This is a genomic window from Helicobacter pylori, assembly GCF_014496965.1.
GTDB lineage: Bacteria > Campylobacterota > Campylobacteria > Campylobacterales > Helicobacteraceae > Helicobacter > Helicobacter pylori_CZ.
The window spans coordinates 39,433-59,408 of record NZ_JACTCR010000007.1; the positions used below are offsets into that span (position 1 = coordinate 39,433).

The window sequence follows — 19,976 nt, forward strand, 5'->3', positions numbered from 1 at the left end:
ATTTTATAAGAAAAATATTTCAAATTCATTTTATAAGGGGATAGGGGGGTATTTTGCGATAATACCCCCCTTAACCCCCTTAAGATCCCCCTAACCCCCCAAGACCGCTTTTTTTCAAGAGGCTATCACTTGCTTACGCAAGCTCTTTGTTCTTTATTGGGGGTTAGTGGTTTGAAAGTCAGTAGTTTTTCTCTGTAATATTCGTATTGCTTTTTTCTCGCTTCTATTTCAGCTGGGATACCGGCTAATAAATCGGTGGTTAGGGCCAAAAATTCATCCAAAATCTTAACGATCTCTTGTTGGATTTCTAGGGGTGGGATGGGGATTGTTATTTTTGAATAGCGAGAAATCCACTGCCTTGTATGTTCCCCACTGATATTATAGGGAATAGTTTGCATATAAAAAAAGATAAATCTGATGTTAATTGTAGGATTTTTTGGGAGTAAGATTTTCATAGCGCTTGATTTTACTTTGAAAGGGAAATCAACCCATTGGGTCGCTGTTGTGAAATCGTCAAAGATGATAACCGGAGCGTTTTTACTCGCTTGATAAATATTGTCTTTTTCGTTTGTATAACCTAAAATAAAGGTTTTTCCTGCGGTTAAAACGGGGGTAGGATAACTTTTATCAAATTCTTTACTCGTTACGCAATATTTATTGGGTTGATCATACTCTAGCACCTCCCCCAACTTCCTAAACTCCACCCCCTTAGGCGCTAAGGTTTGGAGTAAGGTTTTTAAGCGTTTGGGGTAGGTTTTTGCGCTAATTTTGGCGTCTTTGTGGTTTTGTTTGGTGTCCTTAAAGTCTAAAAGCATGTTTTGGTAATATTGGTATTGCTTTTTTCGCGCTTTTAATTCTGTGTTTAATTCTGTGTTTAATTCTGTGAAAGCGTCCAAGATCTTAACGATCTCTTGTTGGATTTCTAGGGGCGGAATGGGGATTGTTATTTGCATAATATTATTACTAGAAATGCTATAAGGTATAGCGCTTCTATTTGAAATAGAATATAAATAATTTTGCATGTTTGTTAATACATAATAAAGGTATCTATTGATTAGGGTTTCTTTTGGAATGACAGAAAAACAAACATCATTTGCCCAAAACTTTTGATTTTGCCAATTGACAAATCCGGCAGTTCCATATTGAGCTATAGTGATTGTATTTTCCTCTCTGTTATATTCATTTAAATATCCCATAAATCCTATTCCACCAGATACAACGGGATATTTTCCTTTATCTAATATTTCTTTTTTTGTAACCCTTTTACCCCTAATTATTTCACACACCTCCCCCAATTTCCTAAACTCCACCCCCTTAGGCGCTAGAGTTTGGAGCAATCGCTCTATTTTGTTCATTTTGCCCCCTTTAAGCTTCTAGCTCTTTGATGATGGATTCAAGGCTGTTTCTTAAAGCGCTCTGTTTTTTTACGATTTGAGAAATTTCACCATTAAGCGCTTTAATGTCAATGATTTCTTTCGTGTCTTCTTGCTCCACGTAGCGGTTCACCGAAAGGTTGTAATCGTTTTCTTGGATTTTCTCAATATTGGCTAGGGCCGAAAAATGCTTGATCGCTTTCCTTTCGGTATAGGTTTGCAAAATCTTTTCTCGGTTGTGCTCTTTGAGTTTGTTTTTCTTGCCCTCTTTGAGGAATTCCTTACTCGCATCAATAAAAAAGCGTGGTGTCGTCTTTTTTGTTTTTCTTAAGCACTAAAATGCAAGTAGCGATACTCGTTCCAAAAAAGAGGTTGTCTGGTAAAGCGATCACGCAGTCAATGAAATTTTCTTTCACTAAATACTCTCTGATTTTCTTTTCGGCACCGCCTCTATAAAGCACCCCGGGAAATTCCACGATCGCAGCCGTGCCGCTATTGGATAAATAAGAAAGCATGTGCATGGTGAAGGCGAGATCGGCGGCGTTTTTGGGCGCTAGCGCACCGGCTTTGCTAAAACGCTCATCGTTGATTAAAAGGGGGTTGTTATCGCCTATCCATTTAGTGGAATAGGGAGGGTTGGAAACGATCGCATCAAAAGGCTCATCGTCTTCATGCTTGGGGTCTAAAAGCGTGTCCCCGTGTGCGATGTGGAATTTAGAATAGTTGATGTCATGCAAAAACATGTTGATGCGGCAAAGGTTGTAAGTGGTCAAATTGATTTCTTGCCCAAAATACCCTTTTGAGACGTTTTTATCGCCTAACACTTTAGAAAATTGCAAGAGTAACGATCCGCTCCCACAGCATGGGTCATAAACTTTATTAATACTCTCTTGGTTGTGCAGGGTGATTTTAGCGAGCAGTTCGCTCACTTCTTGGGGGGTGAAAAATTCCCCTCCGCTTTTGCCGGCATTGCTTGCATACATGGTCATTAAATATTCATAAGCGTCGCCAAAAACATCAATCCCGCTTTTTTGGTAATCGCCTAATTGCATGCCCCCTATGGCTTGAAGGATTTTATTCAATTTTTCAACCCTAGTTTTATGAGAGCTCCCTAATTTATTGCTATTGACATCTAAATCCGCAAACAAGCCTTTGACATTTTCTTCTGATTTAAACCCTAGGCTGGATTTTTCTATTTCGTTAAAAATATTTTGTAAGGTTACATTGAGATCTTCGTTACTAGGCGCGTTTTTTAGCGCGTTACAAAATAAAGCGCTTGGCGGGATGAAAAAGCCTTTTTCTTCAATAAGCCCTTCTCTTGCGCGCTCGGCTTCTTCGTCGCTTAATGAAGCGTAATCAAAACTCGGATCGCGCTTTCGCTCTTCTTTATTGATGTAATGAGTCATGTTTTCTGAAATGTAGCGGTAAAAAAGAATGCCTAAAACGTATTGCTTGAAATCCCAGCCATCCACTGAGCCTCTCAATTCATTCGCCACTTTCCAAATGGTGTTGTGCAATTCGTTACGCTCTAATGAAGCATGGTTATTAAATTTCGTGTTCGCTTTGTTTGTGTTTTCCATGAGATAAGCCCCTTTTTTGTGTTTTTTTGATTGGCGGTTTTGTTTGGCGTTTTTAGCCTTTAAAGGTTTCATTATAGCAAAGAATATTATTTTTTTATCCCTTGCGTTTGCTCTGTATTTGTGGGGCAAATAAGCTATAATCCCATTTTTAAAATTCATTTTTAAAGGGGTTTGAATGGTATTTGACAGAACGGTTAGCGTGAGAGAAAAAAAAGCGGCTAAGGCGCTTGGGATTATTGGGGTGATCTTTTTTATTTTGTTTGGCATTGTGATAAGCGGGGTGGCTTTTCAAAAAGAGTGGGTGCAACAATTGGATTTGTTTTTTATAGATTTGATCCGTAACCCAGCCCCCATTCAAGGGAGCGCGTGGCTTTCTTTCGTGTTTTTTAGCACATGGTTTGCGCAAAGCAAGCTCACCACTCCTATAGCCTTACTCATTGGCTTGTGGTTTGGGTTTCAAAAACGCATCGCTTTGGGGGTGTGGTTTTTCTTTAGCATCTTATTAGGTGAATTCACCTTAAAACTCCTTAAGCTTTTAGTGGCGCGCCCACGGCCTGTAACCAATGGCGAATTGGTTTTTGCGCATGGCTTTAGTTTCCCCAGCGGGCATGCTTTAGCTTCAGCGCTTTTTTACGGCTCTTTGGCGTTGTTGTTATGCTATTCTAACGCAAACAATCGCACTAAAACTATTGGCGCTGTTATTTTACTTTTTTGGATTGTTTTAATGTCGTATGATAGGGTTTATTTGGGCGTGCATTACCCTAGCGACGTTTTAGGAGGGTTTTTATTAGGGATTGCTTGGTCGTGTTGCTCTTTAGCGCTCTATTTAGGGTTTTTGAAACGCCCTTACAAAGCCGCTTAAAGCGTTTTTAAAATCTCGTTTTTTAAAAAGAAAGCGATGGGTTAGGGTATAGCTCCTCTTTCTTTTTAACCTCATCAAATTCATCTTTATAGCGTTGTGGGTGGTTTGGGTCATAATCCACAACGCTCTTTAAAAAACCGCTGAATTTTTCATTTTTCGCACTAAGCTCTGAAGCCACGGTGTAATCAATCTTTTCTTTGTATTTAGCGTTCAATAAAATAGCGCTTTTATCCTCATCCGTTCTTAAATCAATCACGCCAATCCCAAAACTCGCATGCAAACGCTTCAACAAATCCATGAGTTGGGGATTATGCGTATCAATATGATGGCCCACTAAATACCCCTCATTAGCCCACGAGCTGTTAGAAATCGCTTGAAAATAACACTCCCTGCAATTATGCACGCTGATTTCTTTTTTCAATTCAAAGCTCACCAATTTAACGGGCAAAGTATCAAATTTCTTAGAAAAAGCGATTAAATTTTCATTAGACCATTCAGCGTGTAAAAACCTAACCCCCACCATGTCCGGATAAAGCCACCTGTCCATGCCTTTTGGCGATTTCACACTCTCTTCATGAAAAATGGTTTTCGTGTAGCATTTCAAATTTTCATTATGAATAGCCATGTAAGTTAAAAAGGGGTGCAAATCCCTTTCATGCATGATTTTATTATGCACGATTTTAGCGCTTGGAGCGCTTATTTTTTCCATATTCAAAAACGGCTCTTTAGCCGCGCTTTTTAAAGCGATTAAAACCGGCTTTTCTTGCGTTTTCAAAAAAGGCAGCTCTTCGCCATTTTTTAAAGCTGTATAAATAAGGGAGCTAACGCTCTGGTGTGGGGTGTTGCCCCCATAATCAAACATTTTTGTAATCTCGCCTTTTTCAAAAAGCTCTTTGGCTTTATCATACACTTCAGTAGGGCTAATCGGTCCTGTGATCTCTAAAACGCTTTGAACGATTTCAATGTCTTGCGGTTTCATTTTTTGCTCGCTAAATACTCTTCATAACTGCCTTTAAAATCAATGATTGAAGCGCCTTTAGGGCTTGGGACTAATTCAATGATCCTATTAGCATACGCATCAATGAGCTCTCTGTCATGGCTTACGCAAATCACTGCCCCATCAAATTTGAAGAGCGCTTCGCCTAAAGCGATAATCGCTTCTAAATCCAAGTGGTTGGTTGGCTCATCTAAGACTAAAAAATTCCCCCCCTCTAGCATGAGCTTGGATAAAACCATTCGGTGTTTTTCGCCCCCGCTTAAAGCGTTCACGCACTTTTCTTGCTCTTCGCCATTAAACAGCATCCTCCCTAAAGCGTTTCTCACCTCGGCGCTTTCAATCTTTTTATTGAAATTAAAGAGCCATTGATACAAGGTCTCTTCCCCGCTAATTTCTTCGCTCACGTTTTGAGGGAAATAGCCTTTTGAAACGGTCGCTCCCCATTTCACCACGCCCTTATCCGGCTTTAATTCTTCTACTAAAATTTTACAAAGCGTGGATTTACCCACGCCGTTTGGCCCTATGAGGGCGATCTTGTCTTTAGGCATCACTTTCAAGCTCACTTGATTTAAAACGATTTGGTCGTCATAACTTTTAGAGATATTTTCGCATTCTAAAGCTTCATTCCCAATGGTGCGTTTGGGTTTAAAAATAATGCTAGGATCCCTCCTGCTGGATACCGCTAAACTTTGAATGTCTAATTTATCCAGTTGTTTTTGGCGGCTGGTGGCTTGCTTGGCTTTAGAAGCGTTAGCGCTAAAACGAGCGATGAATTTTTCTAGCTCTTCTTTTTCTTTGAGTTTTTTATTGCGTTCGGCTTCTTGCTGTTTAGCGATCAAAGTAGAAGCGATATACCAATCGTCATAATTCCCGCTAAATTCGCGCACGCTGTGGAAATCCAAATCCAAAATATGCGTGCATACCGCATTTAAAAAATGCCTGTCATGGCTAATGACTACCATCGTGCCTTCATGGCGTTTGAGGTTGTTTTCTAACCATTCAATGGCGTTTAAATCCAGGTTGTTCGTAGGCTCATCTAAAAGCAAAATATCCGGTTTAGGGAACAAGACTTGAGCGAGAAGGATTTTAAATTTATCGCTGCTTGGCAAGGTTTTCATCAAATCGTTGTGTTTAGAGCTAGGAATGCCTAAATCTTCTAGGATTTTTTCAATCGCCACTTCGCATTCATACATGGGATCTTCTTCTACGCAAATGGTTTCCAACTCCCCTAATCTGGCATTCACTTTATCATCGCTCAAATCGCCCTCTGTGTATAAGCGCTCTTTTTCTTTGATAGCGTCATACAAACGCTTATTGCCTATCAAAACCGCATCTTTAAGGCTCAAATCTTCAAAAGCGTATTGATCCTGCCCTAAAACCCCCATTTTCATGCCGCTTGTGATGATGACTTCCCCACTGCTGCAATCAATGCTCTTGCTTAAAATCTTTAAAAAAGTGGATTTTCCTGCGCCATTAGCCCCAATCAGCCCGTAGCGCTTGTTTTTATCCAGCTTGATATTCACGTTTTCAAACAATTTTTTAGTCGCATAGCGTTGCGTTAAGTTGATGGTTTGCAGCATCTTATGATTTCCTTATTTTTGTGATTAGATTATAGAAAGTTTATTGTAGCGTTTTCTTTGCAATATTGTAACCCTTGCTTATTATGGTTATCTGTAAGGTCTTTGACGCCCAAAACTTGATCGAGCCCATATCATTTCCTCTTGATTTTTTATTCAAATTAAGGTAAAAATAATGTTTTTAAAGCAAAAAAGGATCAAGTCATTGAAAGTGTTTGATTACGAAGATGTCCAACTCATTCCTAATAAATGCATCGTGAATAGCCGTTCAGAGTGCGATACGACCGTTATTCTAGGCAAACATGCGTTTAAAATGCCCATAGTCCCAGCCAACATGCAAACGATCATCAACGAATCGATCGCAGAATTCCTAGCAGAAAATGGCTATTTCTACATCATGCACCGCTTTAATGGAGCAAAAAGAATCCCGTTTGTCAAAAAAATGAAGGAACGCCAATTAATTAGTTCAATCAGCGTTGGGGTGAAAAAGGAAGAACGTCTTTTTGTAGAAGAGTTGGCCAAGCGAGGATTAGCACCAGACTATATCACGATCGATATTGCGCATGGCCATTCAAATTCTGTCATTGAAATGATCCAACGCATCAAAACGCGTTTGCCCGAAACTTTTGTGATTGCCGGGAACATAGGCACGCCAGAAGCGGTCCGTGAATTAGAGAACGCCGGTGCTGACGCTACGAAAGTCGGCATCGGGCCTGGGAAGGTGTGTATCACTAAAATCAAAACAGGCTTTGGCACGGGTGGCTGGCAACTAGCGGCTCTTAGGTGGTGCGCTAAAGCGGCAAGAAAGCCGATTATTGCAGATGGCGGCATTCGCGTGCATGGGGATATTGCAAAATCCATACGCTTTGGCGCGACAATGGTGATGATTGGCTCGCTTTTTGCAGGGCATGAAGAATCATCTGGAGAAACAAAAATAGAAAATGGTGTCGCATACAAAGAATATTTCGGTTCGGCATCAGAGTTCCAAAAAGGTGAAAAGAAAAATATAGAAGGTAAGAAAATTTGGATCCAACATAAAGGCTCGTTAAAAGACACGCTGATTGAAATGCATCAAGATTTGCAATCTTCAATCTCCTATGCAGGCGGGAGAGACCTTGAAGCGATCCGAAAAGTGGATTACGTGATTGTGAAAAATTCAATTTTCAATGGGGACACAATCTAAAAAAGATCAATGAAACAATAAAGCTAATTTTTACAAGCGAAATGCCTTTCAATGCAATCGCATAAAATATGGATCATAAGAATGTGCATTTCTTGGATTCGTGGGGTATCACCACTAGGGACGATCAACGCTATATCGCTTAAAGGCTTCATTTTCCCCCCATCACGCCCTACTAGACTAAGCGTTTTCATCCCTAAATCTTTGGCTTTTTCATAAGCTTTTAAGACATTTTTGGAATTACCGCTTGTAGAAATCCCTATTAAAACATCTTCTTTATTCCCTAGCGCTTCCACTTGTCTGGCAAACACTTCTTCATAACCATAATCGTTCGCAATGGCGGTGAGAGCTGAGGTATCCGTGCTTAAACTTATCGCGCTCAAGCCTTTCCTTTCCAGTTTATAGCGCCCGGTCAATTCAGCGGCAAAATGCTGCGCGTCGCTCGCGCTCCCCCCGTTACCGCAAATAAGGATTTTCCCTTGATTTTCTAAAGTTTCTATCAAAAGATGAACGCTTTGGATTAACGCATCTTGCAAACTTTCTAAACTTTTTTCTAACGCTTCCTTATGGGCTAAAAATTCTTTTTGAATCAAATCATCAATCATTATGTGTCCTTTTAATTTTTTCTATGATAGCGCTTGTGGAATAACCTTCTTCAAATTCTATCAAACGGGTTTCTTTAGCAAACTCGCTCCCTATGACTTCTTTATTGAGATAGTCCGCTCCCTTGACTAAAATATCAGGCTTTAGGGCTTGAATTAATTTAATTGGCGTATCTTCTTCAAACACCACAACATAATCCACGCAAGACAAACTCGCTAAAAGAAACGCTCTGTCTTTTTCGCTCACTATGGGGCGTTTATCCCCCTTAAGCCTTTTGATGGAAGCGTCGCTATTTAACCCCACAATGAGAATATCCCCTAAAGCTTTAGCCTTTTGCAAATAACTCGCATGCCCTTTATGGAGGAGATCAAAACAGCCATTGGTGAAAACGATTTTTTGCTGATGGTGTTCTAAAGTTTCTAACAGCTTTTCTAAAGGGAGGATTTTAGGGTGCGTTTGGTTCAAAATCAAAGCGATTTCTTCCAAACTCGCTAACGCGCTCCCCATTTTACCCACCACCACCGCCGCAGCCGCATTGGCAAACTCGCAAGCATCTTTTAGGCTCTTTGATTCTAATAAAGAAAGCGTTAAAGACGCTATCACCGTATCGCCTGCCCCCGTTACATCATAAACTTCTTTAGCGATAGTGGGGCAATTGACTAACTCGCCTTTTTCTAAAAAAGCGATGCCTTGTTCGCTCAAAGTTACTAAAGGCATGGCGATTTGATAAGTTTCTTTTAAAATTTGGAGTGCTTTTGATAAATTCGCATGGCTGTCTAATTTCAAATGGAGCGCTTGCTCTAATTCAGCACGATTAGGCGTGATCAAACTCGCATGGGAATATTTGCTATAATCTTTCCCTTTAGGGTCGCATAAAATGAGCTTGTGGTGTTGGTTGGCCAGAGTGATCATTTTTTGAGTGAGTTCAAAATCCAACACGCCCTTATTGTAATCTGAAAGGATCACGCCGTCTATTTCTTGGATTTTTTCTGCGATAAAATCTAAAAGATTCTTTCTTAAATCAGCGTTTAAGGGGTCTTTGATTTCCTTATCCACGCGCGCGATTTGCTGGTTTTGCGCGATGATGCGCGTTTTAAGCGTGGTGCAACGGGTTTTATCTATCAAAATACCTGAAGCGTCAATCCCTCTTGCTTTTAAAGCGCTAATGAAATGCTTGCCCTCTAAATCATCGCCCACTACCCCACATAAAAAGACTTTAGCTTTTAAAGAGGTAAGGTTATTAGCCACATTAGCCGCTCCGCCTAAATTCTTACTCTCTTTTTTGACTTCTAAAACAGGCACAGGGGCTTCAGGCGAAAGCCGTTCGCTCTTCCCCCACAAATAATAATCAGCGATCAGATCGCCTATGACTAAGATTTTTTTCATGTGTGTTGTTCTTTAAAAATCGCATGGATATGAGGCAAATAATCCTTAATACCGCTTTCTAAATCGTATAAAGGGGTGTAATCTAAATCCAAAATAGTGGGTTCAATGTGCGCTTGGGTGTGCTTTTGGAAAAAAGTATAAGGGTTTTTAATATAGCTCACTTTAAAATCCCCTAAATGCTCTTTTAAAATGCTAACGATTTCATTATAGCTTCTGGCTTGCGAATAACCCACATTATAAACCCCGCTTTTTTGAGCCTTCATCGCTTTCACATTCGCTTGGATCACATCTTCAATATAGACAAAATCCCTTAACTGCTCGCCAAATTCAAAAAGCTTGACTTCCTTAAACGCCATCGCGCTTAAAGCGAGTTGCAAAACCATGGAAGCGGTTTTTTCTTTATAAAATTCCCTAGGCCCATAGACATTGAAATACCTTAAGCCCACTTGAATGCTATCGCTTGAATGAGAGAGAACAAATTCGTCCATGCAAAGCTTGGAAAAGCCATAAACATTTTCAGGGCTTTCGTTTGATCCTACCACATTGGGGGCTTTGGTGTTGCCATAAACGCCCGCTGAAGAAGCATAAATCACTTTAGCTTTTTTTGATCGAGCGATTTCTAAAAGGTTTAAAAAAGCCTGATAATTGGTTTTCATCACTAATTCTTGATTGAGCATGGTCGTATCAGAGACAGCCGCTTGGTGGAACAAATAATCAAAATGCAACTTTTCTAAACGCCTTAAATCTAAGGGGTTGTTAATATCAGCGATGATCACCTCACCCTTAAAACCGATCAAATTCTTAAAATGCCCTAAAGAACTCGGGCGGTTATTACTAGAGAGCGTGTTACTGCGGAATTTATCCAAAATTACCACTTTAGCTTTAGGGTGGTTCTCTTGAAAATAAAAGGCCAAATTACTGCCCACAAAACCAGCCCCACCGGTGATTAAAATCGTTTGATTTTCTAATCCATCATCAATATAACGCATGATTTATCCTTATTTAATCCAATCAATCATCTCTTTAAGATTTTTACATTGTATCCAAGAATGAGGAGTTTTTAAAAAATTTGCGCTCAATAAAAGGTTATTTTTAACTTTAGCGTTCAAGCCGGCTAACATGTCGCTCTCTTTATCGCCTATCATAAAAGATTGCTCCAAGCAAATTTGATGTTCTTTAGCGGCTTGCAAAATCAAAGAGGGCTTTGGCTTTCTGCAAGCGCAATTTTCTTCTGGGGCGTGCCTGCAAAAATAGACGCCATCTAAATTAAAACCTAACTCTTTGAGCAAGCTTTCTTGGAGGTATTCGGTAAGGTTTTCAAAATCTTTAAGGGTGTAATAGCCCCGGTTGATCCCGGATTGGTTGGTGATTAAAAGCAGTTTGTAGCCTAAAGATTTCGCATGGTTTAGTAATTCAAAAATCCCTTTTTGAAACTCAAAATCTTCTTTTTGACTCACATAGCCTTTATCAATATTGATAATGCCGTCTCTGTCCAAAAAAAGGGCTTTGTTAGTGGTGATCATGATGGCTTTCTTGCTGTGGTGTGGCATTGTTTTGATGGTGCATTATATCGCTTTGATGATGCATTGCATGGGGTGTTTGGTGGCTAATGAGCATGATCCCCATATAAAGGACATAAAGCCCAAAAACCCCCATTAAACCTTTAGACAAAAGATTGAAAAATTTCCTGTAAGAAATGGAAATCTTGCTTAAAAAAATCCCCATTAAAAACAACGGCACGCTAGTTCCAAGCCCAAAAGAAAGGCCCAGCATCGCTCCCATAAACGCGCTATGGCTGAGAATCACGCTCGCTAAAAACGAATACACCATCATGCAAGGTAAAAACCCGTTCAACACGCCCAAAAAATACAACCCCAGAACGTTTTGAGATTGCAAGGTTTTTTTCATCAAAAAAGAGATGAAAGGAATGGAAAAGCTTAATTTTTCCGCTTTAGCTCCTAAGAGCGCTAAAAGGATTAAAACAATCCCCATGCTCATCAATAAAACGCCCCTAAAACCCATGCTCACGCTAAGACTATGCCCTAAACCTGCCGTTATAGCCCCTAAAAGCATGTAGGTGCTGATCCTCCCCGCATTATAGAGGGCATGGCAAGCGATCTGGTAGGAAAAGCTTGTAACTTTAGAAAACCTTATTTGACTAAACGCGCTCACAATCCCCCCACACATGCCCACACAATGCCCTAAAGACATGCTCAAAGCGGCTAAAAACATGCCCAAAAAACTCAAATTCTGCATCATTTGCATTCTAGTATCCCTGCTTTTTTAAGAGCGATTTCCATCCCGTCAAAAACCAAGCGCTCCTTGCAAACAGAATGAGGTAAAAACGCGCTCAAATATTTCGCATCGCCCCCACAAAGATAGATTTTTTGATCTTTAGCTAAATGTTGGATGCAAGAGATGACGCTCAAAATCATGCCGTAATTCACAGCGTCTCTAGTGTTTTTGGGTAAAATTTCTAAAGAATCTAAGGCTTTGAAAGGTTGCTCTAAGATTTTAGCGCTTTTTTTATACGCATGGGTGTATTGGGCCAAACCGGGTAAAATACACCCTCCTAAATGCTTGCCCTCTTTGACTAAATCAATCGTAATCGCGCTCCCAGCATCCACTATAACCCCATTAGCCACCGCTAAACACGCCATTTGCCGGTCTATCCCAAGCCCTATATAGTCGGTTTCTAAATGAAAAAATCCTGCAATATTTTTAGCGTTAGGGTAACAATTCAAAAGGGCTTTTTCATTCTCTTCATTCACGCTAATGTAAAAGATTTCCTTTTGAAGACCCAAACGCTTTAAATCTTCTTTAGCGCTTGAAAAGAGCTGGTAGTTTTGTGCGAAATGGATGCGCGTGTTGCCTATATCGCATAAAATCAAATCCTTTAAATCCTTAAAAGATTGCCTAGCTGGCATAGACTCACTTCTTATTCATTTCTAAAGCTTTTCTTCTTTCTTCAAGCTCTTTTTCATCTCTTTCTTGATGTTCTCTCGCTCTTTGTTCAAATTCCCTCGCTCTTTGTTCGGCTTTGGCTTTTTTCTTTTCTTCTTTCAAGCGGCGTTTTTCTTCTTTAGAGCTTGGTTTTGGCGCTTCTTTTTTAGCGGCGTTTTCTTTTAAGACAGGAGCGTTTTTGTTTTCATTGTTTTTTGTTTCGCCTTGTTGGGTGGCGTTATTTTGATCCTTAATAGGCTCAGGCCTTCTGGTTTTAACTTCTTCTTCTTCAAACCCGCTATTTCTTGGCTTAACTTTGTTTTCTTCTAAAGGCTGTTTGTTTTCTTTAGCTTTATGCCTTTCTTGCAAATAAATAGGAGCGTTCCCTTTTTCGCCTTTTTGAGATGTTTTGAATCCAGCAGCATGGGGGTAAAGTTTTGGCTTAAAATCATTATAATCTAAATAATAGCGGTCATAATACACCCGATTTTTGTCATAAAACACCCCTTTATCCAAACGATTAGATGAAAAAAACTTAAAACTACCGATAGTTGGCGTTTTATAGACATTATACGAATCAAAATCATTCAAATCCACCTCTATCACATACCCACGCTTTTCTAAAGAATACAATTTATTGTTATTCAATACAATCGTATTGAGCGAAGCAAAGGGCAGTTTCACGCTGTTTAATTCCCTTAAACTCTTATCCATTTGCAAAATCTGCCCATCTAGCGTGAGCACGTATAAAGTCCCCTTATCATAAAGCAAGTCTATAATGTCCCCATCATAGTTGAACTCTTGACCGCTCACCACTGATAAAATCCGTTTTCCCGTAGAAGCGATCATGTTATTGCCATCTACGATAAGGTAAGTGATGTTGTTGAAAAACTTATCGCTGCTGATAACAATGTTTCTAATAGGCGTGGGGTTTCCATGCACATAATCCACGACTAACAAGCGCCCATCTAGCATAGGGAAAACCACGACCGTATCCATAAAAATAGGCATCGCCATTAAAGAATTGATCGTGGTGCTTGGGGAACCTTTTTCGCTAAAAAGCAATTTTTGAGAAGTGATGTCGTATAAATTCGCTGAATTGTCCGCTAACACCACCGCTAAAAGATTCCCTTTAACGCTCGCGCTCAAGGCAAAAGTTTCCAAAGGAATGACGATAGATTGTTGGCTGGCGTTAGGGTTATTGCTAATCAATTCCACTTGATGACAGACTTTATCTTGGACTTCCGCTTCAACGCCCTTTAATTTCAATTCCGTTTCTTCAGTTTTAGCCACCTTTCTTTTGCTTGTTTTTTTATCAATCTTGTTCAAACAATCTTGCGCAAGGATGAAAAACCCTTGACTCTCATTTAAAAAACTGCTTTCATAATTGAAATTCTTACCGATTCTTAGCTGCGTTAAACCTTTATCGCCTATAACCGCTCCATTTTTCAAAATGGCTCCATAACGATTGGATGAAACGATACTTTCTTGCAAATGGTTAGGGAAATACGCTTCGCCTTTAACTTGGTGTTTAGCGGGTTTGAAGTATTTTTTCATGTTACAGCCGCTAAAGACAATTAGGGCTATGAGTGAGATTAAAAATGGTTTATTCATCAAATCAATGCGTTCCTTGAATAGTTTCTTTCTTTAGATTAGTTGGTTTGGAAGGGTTTTGCTGAATTTCTTCTGATATTCCATAATGTTTTAAAACAGAAATTATAGCATAGAGTGAAGAACTTAGAGGGATAGTGGATAAAATTTGATGCGCTTTTTTGATCGCGTCTTTAGAATTTTCTCCATACAACAAATTCACTTCTTGTAAAGCGCTCATTTCTTTAAGAATGGGGCTTTTTTCAAGCAAGTTTTTATCTTGAGAGAGCGATGCGTAAGAATATTTGGCGAAAATTTTAACGATTTCATTAGAAGATTGCGAAAGTTTTTTAAACGCATTCGCATCGTTTCTTTCACTCGCTCTGGCGAATTGATACAAGTCATACAACTCTGGGGCGACTTCTTTCAATCTTTTTTGCAAGGCTATATTATTAGGGCTCTCTAGAACTTCATTATAAATTTGAGTGATCCGCTCTTTAGTTTGCTCGCGTTTATAATCTTGTAATTTTGTATCCCCTAAATAAGCGATAAAAGCCACCACAATAAACAACAACACCCATTTGTAGCGTTTGAAAAATTTTTCTAATCTAAACGCCCCCTCTAAAAGCTTTTCATCGCTTTTAAATTCGCTTTTAACCTGCTCTAAATTTTCCTTAATACTCATGCCTTGCTCACTCCCGTGCTGCCAAACCCCCCACTCCCCCTTGAAGTTTCATCTAATTGTTCGCATTCTATAAATTCGGCTTTATAAGCTTTTTGAACCACCCCTTGAGCGATCCTATCCCCTACCTGGACTTTAAAATCTTTATCGCTCAAATTCGCTAAAATCACCTTAATTTCGCCCCTATAATCATTATCCACCGTGCCAGGGGAATTTAACACCATCACCTGATGATTCAAAGCCAAGCCGCTACGGGTGCGCACCTGCAATTCATACCCCACTTCTAAAGACAAACAAATCCCAATCCTTACCAACCCCACGCTATGAGGTTTGATCACTACTTCTTCTACAGCGTGCAAATCAAAGCCTGAAGAGCCTTCGGTTTGGTATTTAGGGATAAGGGCGTTTGGGTGGATTTTTTGGATTTTAATTTTCATCAAAACAAATCTCTTTATAGTAAATGTCTAAAATTTCAAAATCGCTCTCGCCGTTGGGTAATTGAATGCTCACCGCATCGCCCTTGCTCTTGCCTATCAAACTCTTAGCGATCGGCGAACCAAAAGAGATTAACCCTTTAGCCGGATCGCTCTCCACGCTCCCTACTATCGTGTAAGAAAACTCTTTATCGTTATCCAAATTAAGGATTTTAATCGTGCTGCCAAAACTCACTTTATTATGGGCTAAAGCACTCGGATCAATCACTTGAGCGTTAGCGACAATTTCGCTTAAATCCACGATCCTCGCTTCAATGAAGCGTTGTTTTTCTTTAGCGGCATGGTATTCAGCGTTTTCTTTCAAATCCCCATGCCCTCTAGCAATATCAATTTCTTTCACGATATTAGGCCGTTCCACCTCTTTTAATTGCTTCAATTCCGCGCAAATTTTATTGTATCCATGCATGCTCATAGGTTCTTTATTCATTTAATCTCCTAAGCTTATTCAGTAGAGATTATAGTAAAAATTAAGTTAAATTCAGCAAAAAAGCCATTTCATTAGCGATTTTTCTCGCGCTCCCACTGGCTAAATATTCCCTTAATCTCAAACTTTCTTTAAAATAGCGCTCTCTGTCCATTTCTTTATACGCTTTTAACAAACCCTCTACGCTCAAAAAATGCTGGATCAATTCCGGGTGTAATTGGCTCTCCCCAAGCCCTGGAGTTTCATCATTTAAGGCGTTATAAAAAATATTAGCGAGTCCTATATAATGCAAATTGACCAACATTCTAGCGATCAAAAAATCCATCGTTTTAGCCCTATACGCTAACACAAAAGGCGTGCCAATCAAAGCGGCCTCTAAAGTCGCTGTGCCGCTGCAAATGAACGCAAATTCCGCTTCAAATAAACTCTTATGCGCATCATAAGAAATTTCAAATAATTGAATGTCTTCTCCATAAAGAGCCTTTAAATCCAACCCCTTAAAGAAACTCGGCACCACTAACACACGCCTTTTAAACCCTTCGTTTTGTTCTAAAATTTGAGTCGCTTTGACAAACAAAGGGAACATTTTAGCGATTTCGCTTTTTCGGCTTCCTGGCATAAACACCAGAGTTTCGCCCTTAATATCTTTTTTATAATATTTAATTTCATCTAGTAAAGGGTGTCCCACATATTGGGCTTTTTTTTGGTAATAGCCCACTTCAAAAGGCAAAATCGCTCCCAAAAAATCGCAGTATTTTTCAAGGCTTTTAGCGCGCCATTTTTTCCATGCCCAAACTTGCGGTAAAATATAATACATGATTTTTTTATGCGGATCTTGTTTTTTGATTTTTTTGGCTAGGGGGATATTGAAAGAAGAAGAATCCATTAAAAGCACCATATCCGCTTGTTTGGCTAATTGGACCATTTCTTTATGGGCTTTGAGTAAAAACCCCAAACGGCCTATCACATCTCTAAAACCCATGACAGAAAATTCCCTAGGGCTATAGAGCGCGTTTTTCCCTTCAAACACGCCAATGAAACGATAATCTTTAGGCAAATTGTGGCGTAATTCCTCTAAATGCACATTAGAGCTCGCTTCTAAAGCGCTCACTAAAATCGTGGGCATTATTTGTCTTTCAAAAGGTTTTGGACTTGATAGAGCTTGATTTCTTTATGCAAATCCCTCAATTCAATTTTGAGCAACGAATTTTCAAAATCTTTTTTAGAAAGATGGTTTTTTAAAAGCCTGTTTTCGCGCAAAACGCTGCGGTATTGCAAATAAATCCCTTCATCAAACACACGCTTGCTTGGTTTTGCCATGATAACCTGATTATCACTAGTGAAAACCTCCACCTCTTCAAGGGCTTTAGGGAAAATCCATTCTTCTCCTGTATTTTGTGTTTCTTTGTTTAAGCGGGAGTTTTCTTTTTCTGATTTTTTTTGACAGATTTCTTGCTTCAAACCTTTTAAAGCACTCTTTTTCTTACGCAAGATTTCTTGGACTTGCTTCAATTCCAAACGGATTTTTTTTAAAACTCCTCTAGTATATTCAATCTCTTGCTGGTAAGCGTTCAATTCTTCTTGCATCGGTTTTTATTCCGCTAACATTTCTAAAGACAACAAACGCATTTCATTGCCTTGAGTGATAATGACATTCTTGCTGTGGCATTTCTCACACACCCCATAATCTAGGGCGTTAGGCTTAAAAACATGCGAACAATCCTTACACTCTAATTCAACCTTTTCATCCACAATGTCTAAAATAGCGTCTTTACACACCAAAGATTCTTCTCTAAAAGTCTCAAACGCGCTCACAAACAAGCTCTTATCCATAGCGCTTCTTTCGCCAATACCGACCACGACTCTTTCAATCTTATGGGCTTGATTCTTCTTTGCATGCTCTTCACAAAGAGCGATTAAAGAAGAAACGACCGAGTATTCATGCATGCTAAACCTTAATCTTTAAACTAGCCCCTATTATATTGTATTAGAGTAATCCTTTGGTTTATTGCTTGAGATTCAACAGGGTGTTAAGGATTTGATCGGATGTGGTTACCGCTTTAGAGTTCGCTTGAAACCCCCTTTGAACCACGATCAAATTCGTTAAACTCCGGCTCAAATCCACATTACTAGACTCTAGTTTAGATCCTGAAATTGAACCCCTACGCCCCGTATTAGCCGCGCCGATTAAGGCTTGCCCAGAGTTTCCGGTTTGAGAAAAGACATTGCCTCCCAAAGCCTGTAAGCCCGCATCGTTAGCGAAATTCGCTAAAGCCACTTGAGCGAGCGCTAAAGTCCTACCATTACTGAACGCCCCTAAAAGCACCCCGTCTGAATCAAAGCGGACATCCATCAAATCGCCCGCTTGATAGCCGTTTTGCTCAATCGCATAAGTTTCAGAAATCTTATCCACGCTTGTCAATCCGTCAAAACTCCCTGAGGAACCAAAGGCCAAATTGATGCGTTGGGGGGCATCAGCGCCATTTTTAGGGTCAAATTGCAAAAGAGGCGGGTTCATGCCCGCAAGCGATCCGTCATTATTGAAGTGCAAACGACCCCCTTCAAACACATTAGGCCTAGCCGCTGACCCCCCTACTAATTCCCCAGGCTCAGGCACGATCACTCTAAAATTCCATTCCGCCCCCCCACTCCTATAAAACTCAATGCGCATGGCGTGTTTAGTGCCTAAGCTGTCTATCACATCAATGCTTGTCGCATGCGTAGCGTGGGTGAATTTAGAACTGCTCGCTGACGCTCCTCCTTCAATTAAAGAAGCAGTATTAAGCCCCTTCATGGCGTTTTTAAACAAAACATTGTTCGTTACGCTGTCTGAAGAATACCCGCTCACAAAGATATTGAGATTTTCTTTAATGACATTTTTATTGTCTTTATTGTTGATTTCAAACATGCCGTATTGGTTGATTGTAACCCCTATAGAAGCGGCTGAGTCTTGGTAATTGTCCGCTAAACTAGGATCTTTAACGATATTAGCGTCATGCTGGATTAAGGCGCGCAAGTCTTCAGTGGTCCTAAACTGCCCAATATCCGCATTAGGGCTAATAGAATGCGTGTAACTGTATTTAAAAGCCGTTACGTCTTTATCGCCGTCTAAAAAGTTAGCGAACGCCCCGGTCCCAGCTTGAGTGACCACAATGTTTTTAAGCTTTTCATCGCCGTCTAATTCGTTGGTGTTTTCCAAACGCAATTGCTTGCCGTCCAAATAAGCTTCAATCCCTGTTTGGCTTTTAACCGCATTGATCGCATTTTTAGCCGCCACTAAGCTTGAAGTCCTGCTCACCGCTGAATCGTTAGTGAAAGAAATCTTAACCCCATTCAACTCAAGCGTGCTGTTTTCTGCAGAAGGGAGGATGTCTTTAACCATTTTCGCGCTCTTATAGCTCACCCAAATCCCTTGGTTTTCATTCAATAAAAGAGCGTCGCCATCTTCATTGTATAAAGATCCCATGTCTTCGGCGACTTGAGCTAGATTCGTGCCTGAATCATACACCGGATTAATGCCATCTGAAGGGGTTTTGGCTGAAGAATCTAAAGCGAATATCGCCGCTGTTTGATCGGCATGCCTTCCAGCGTTTAAATTCGCCCTCATAGAAATGCGGTTACTCGCTCTAGCAGGCATCACCATTCCAGGATCAATTCTAATGTTTTCTAAAGGGCCGGTATTATCCACTTTTAAAGCGTCCGTATCGCTCCCTTTATTGCCGGTATCGCTCCCGTTTCTCACCCACCCTTGCACCACAAGCCCACCGGTGGTAACCAAACTCCCTTGCGAGTCAAAAAGAAACTCCCCATCTCTAGTGAAATTGCGAGTGATCCCCCTATCAGGGCTAATGATAAAAAAGCCATCGCCTTGAATCGCTAGATCGGTTTTGACATCTGTGTTTTGGATATTGCCTTGTGAAAAGATTTTAGTCGTCGCATCCACGCCTACCCCAAGCCCCACAGAAAAGTCATTCTGCCCTGCTAACCCATTTTTATAGGGTGCGGTAGCGATGAGTTTGACTTGAGAGAGCATGTCCACAAAAGAAGCCCTAGAATACTTAAAACCAGTGGTATTCACGTTCGCAATATTATTACTCTCAATATCCAAAGCGATTTGGTGGGCTTGCATCCCATTGACACCAGACCATAAAGACCTAAGCATGGTTATCCTTTAATTTAAAGAAATTCAATCTATGCAAAATAAAGCAAAAGTTGTTCCTAAATAGCTTTTTAGAATGATTGATTGTGGATTTTAAAGTTTTGTTAATCAAAAAGATCGGTCAAA

At 40.1% G+C, this 19,976-nt stretch carries 19 protein-coding genes and 1 pseudogene; 2 read left to right on the forward strand and 18 right to left on the reverse strand.

The window, feature by feature from the left end; all coding sequences use genetic code 11:
* Positions 1 to 125 precede the first annotated feature (125 nt).
* Together H7O61_RS03935 and H7O61_RS03940 are read right to left on the reverse strand one after the other, a co-directional pair.
* The gene (locus H7O61_RS03935; RefSeq protein WP_187875205.1) at positions 126 to 1,355 is read right to left on the reverse strand and encodes a restriction endonuclease subunit S; all 1,230 of its coding nucleotides are present in this window, start codon (positions 1,353 to 1,355) and stop codon (positions 126 to 128) included.
* A gap of 10 nt (positions 1,356 to 1,365) precedes the next feature.
* Positions 1,366 to 2,953 (reverse strand): annotated as a pseudogene (locus tag H7O61_RS03940) (type I restriction-modification system subunit M).
* A 175-nt stretch (positions 2,954 to 3,128) separates the two neighbouring features.
* Here H7O61_RS03940 and H7O61_RS03945 point away from each other — a divergent pair.
* Entirely contained in the window at positions 3,129 to 3,815 is a 687-nt protein-coding gene (locus H7O61_RS03945) for a phosphatase PAP2 family protein (protein WP_079343000.1), read from the forward strand.
* Between the two features lie 22 nt (positions 3,816 to 3,837).
* Here H7O61_RS03945 and H7O61_RS03950 read toward each other — a convergent pair whose 3' ends face one another.
* Positions 3,838 to 4,794, reverse strand: coding sequence for a COG2958 family protein (locus H7O61_RS03950; protein WP_187875206.1), 957 nt, complete (start codon positions 4,792 to 4,794; stop codon positions 3,838 to 3,840).
* On the reverse strand, positions 4,791 to 6,392 hold the full coding sequence (locus H7O61_RS03955; RefSeq protein ID WP_187875207.1) for an ABC-F family ATP-binding cassette domain-containing protein: 1,602 nt from the start codon (positions 6,390 to 6,392) through the stop codon (positions 4,791 to 4,793). Before H7O61_RS03955 ends, H7O61_RS03950 begins: the two co-directional genes overlap by 4 nt.
* Positions 6,393 to 6,594: 202 nt before the next feature.
* On the opposite strand from H7O61_RS03955, the gene H7O61_RS03960 reads away from it, so the two are divergent.
* Positions 6,595 to 7,572 (forward strand): GMP reductase, encoded by a 978-nt coding sequence (locus H7O61_RS03960; protein ID WP_187875208.1) that lies wholly within the window; start codon positions 6,595 to 6,597, stop codon positions 7,570 to 7,572.
* Between the two features lie 23 nt (positions 7,573 to 7,595).
* On the opposite strand, the gene gmhA is transcribed toward H7O61_RS03960, so the two are convergent.
* The 14 genes from gmhA to flgE are packed head-to-tail and all read right to left on the reverse strand — an operon-like array spanning position 7,596 to position 19,853.
* A complete protein-coding gene (gene gmhA, locus H7O61_RS03965) occupies positions 7,596 to 8,174 on the reverse strand; it encodes a D-sedoheptulose 7-phosphate isomerase (protein ID WP_187875209.1) in 579 nt (192 codons plus the stop codon).
* Positions 8,167 to 9,558: a D-glycero-beta-D-manno-heptose-7-phosphate kinase gene (rfaE1, locus tag H7O61_RS03970; RefSeq protein WP_187875210.1), complete on the reverse strand. Its 1,392-nt coding sequence runs from the start codon at positions 9,556 to 9,558 to the stop codon at positions 8,167 to 8,169. The genes gmhA and rfaE1 overlap by 8 nt, the downstream gene beginning before the upstream one ends.
* Positions 9,555 to 10,547, reverse strand: a complete 993-nt coding sequence (rfaD, locus tag H7O61_RS03975) for an ADP-glyceromanno-heptose 6-epimerase (RefSeq protein WP_187875211.1) — start codon at positions 10,545 to 10,547, stop codon at positions 9,555 to 9,557. The genes rfaE1 and rfaD overlap by 4 nt, the downstream gene beginning before the upstream one ends.
* A 9-nt stretch (positions 10,548 to 10,556) precedes the next feature.
* Positions 10,557 to 11,081 carry a D-glycero-beta-D-manno-heptose 1,7-bisphosphate 7-phosphatase gene (gene gmhB, locus H7O61_RS03980; protein WP_187875212.1) on the reverse strand — a complete coding sequence of 175 codons (525 nt, stop codon included), beginning with the start codon at positions 11,079 to 11,081 and terminating at the stop codon, positions 10,557 to 10,559.
* A complete protein-coding gene (locus H7O61_RS03985; protein WP_187875213.1) occupies positions 11,068 to 11,823 on the reverse strand; it encodes a sulfite exporter TauE/SafE family protein in 756 nt (251 codons plus the stop codon). The genes gmhB and H7O61_RS03985 overlap by 14 nt, the downstream gene beginning before the upstream one ends.
* Positions 11,814 to 12,485, reverse strand: coding sequence for a type III pantothenate kinase (locus tag H7O61_RS03990; RefSeq protein ID WP_079339916.1), 672 nt, complete (start codon positions 12,483 to 12,485; stop codon positions 11,814 to 11,816). The genes H7O61_RS03985 and H7O61_RS03990 overlap by 10 nt, the downstream gene beginning before the upstream one ends.
* A gap of 4 nt (positions 12,486 to 12,489) precedes the next feature.
* Entirely contained in the window at positions 12,490 to 14,115 is a 1,626-nt protein-coding gene (gene pgbB / locus H7O61_RS03995) for a plasminogen-binding protein PgbB (RefSeq protein WP_187875214.1), read from the reverse strand.
* Positions 14,116 to 14,119: 4 nt separating this feature from the next.
* A complete protein-coding gene (locus H7O61_RS04000) occupies positions 14,120 to 14,776 on the reverse strand; it encodes a hypothetical protein (RefSeq protein ID WP_000023029.1) in 657 nt (218 codons plus the stop codon).
* Positions 14,773 to 15,210: a dUTP diphosphatase gene (gene dut, locus H7O61_RS04005; protein WP_079294918.1), complete on the reverse strand. Its 438-nt coding sequence runs from the start codon at positions 15,208 to 15,210 to the stop codon at positions 14,773 to 14,775. Before dut ends, H7O61_RS04000 begins: the two co-directional genes overlap by 4 nt.
* A complete protein-coding gene (gene greA, locus H7O61_RS04010; RefSeq protein WP_001031337.1) occupies positions 15,200 to 15,694 on the reverse strand; it encodes a transcription elongation factor GreA in 495 nt (164 codons plus the stop codon). Before greA ends, dut begins: the two co-directional genes overlap by 11 nt.
* A 40-nt stretch (positions 15,695 to 15,734) precedes the next feature.
* Complete coding sequence (lpxB, locus tag H7O61_RS04015; RefSeq protein WP_187875215.1) at positions 15,735 to 16,817, reverse strand: lipid-A-disaccharide synthase; 1,083 nt, start codon at positions 16,815 to 16,817, stop codon at positions 15,735 to 15,737.
* Positions 16,817 to 17,278 (reverse strand): nickel-binding protein Mua, encoded by a 462-nt coding sequence (mua, locus tag H7O61_RS04020; protein ID WP_001154738.1) that lies wholly within the window; start codon positions 17,276 to 17,278, stop codon positions 16,817 to 16,819. The genes lpxB and mua overlap by 1 nt, the downstream gene beginning before the upstream one ends.
* A 6-nt stretch (positions 17,279 to 17,284) precedes the next feature.
* Positions 17,285 to 17,638, reverse strand: coding sequence for a hydrogenase/urease nickel incorporation protein HypA (gene hypA / locus H7O61_RS04025; protein WP_000545280.1), 354 nt, complete (start codon positions 17,636 to 17,638; stop codon positions 17,285 to 17,287).
* A 58-nt stretch (positions 17,639 to 17,696) separates the two neighbouring features.
* Complete coding sequence (flgE, locus tag H7O61_RS04030) at positions 17,697 to 19,853, reverse strand: flagellar hook protein FlgE (protein WP_000946402.1); 2,157 nt, start codon at positions 19,851 to 19,853, stop codon at positions 17,697 to 17,699.
* Positions 19,854 to 19,976 lie beyond the last annotated feature (123 nt).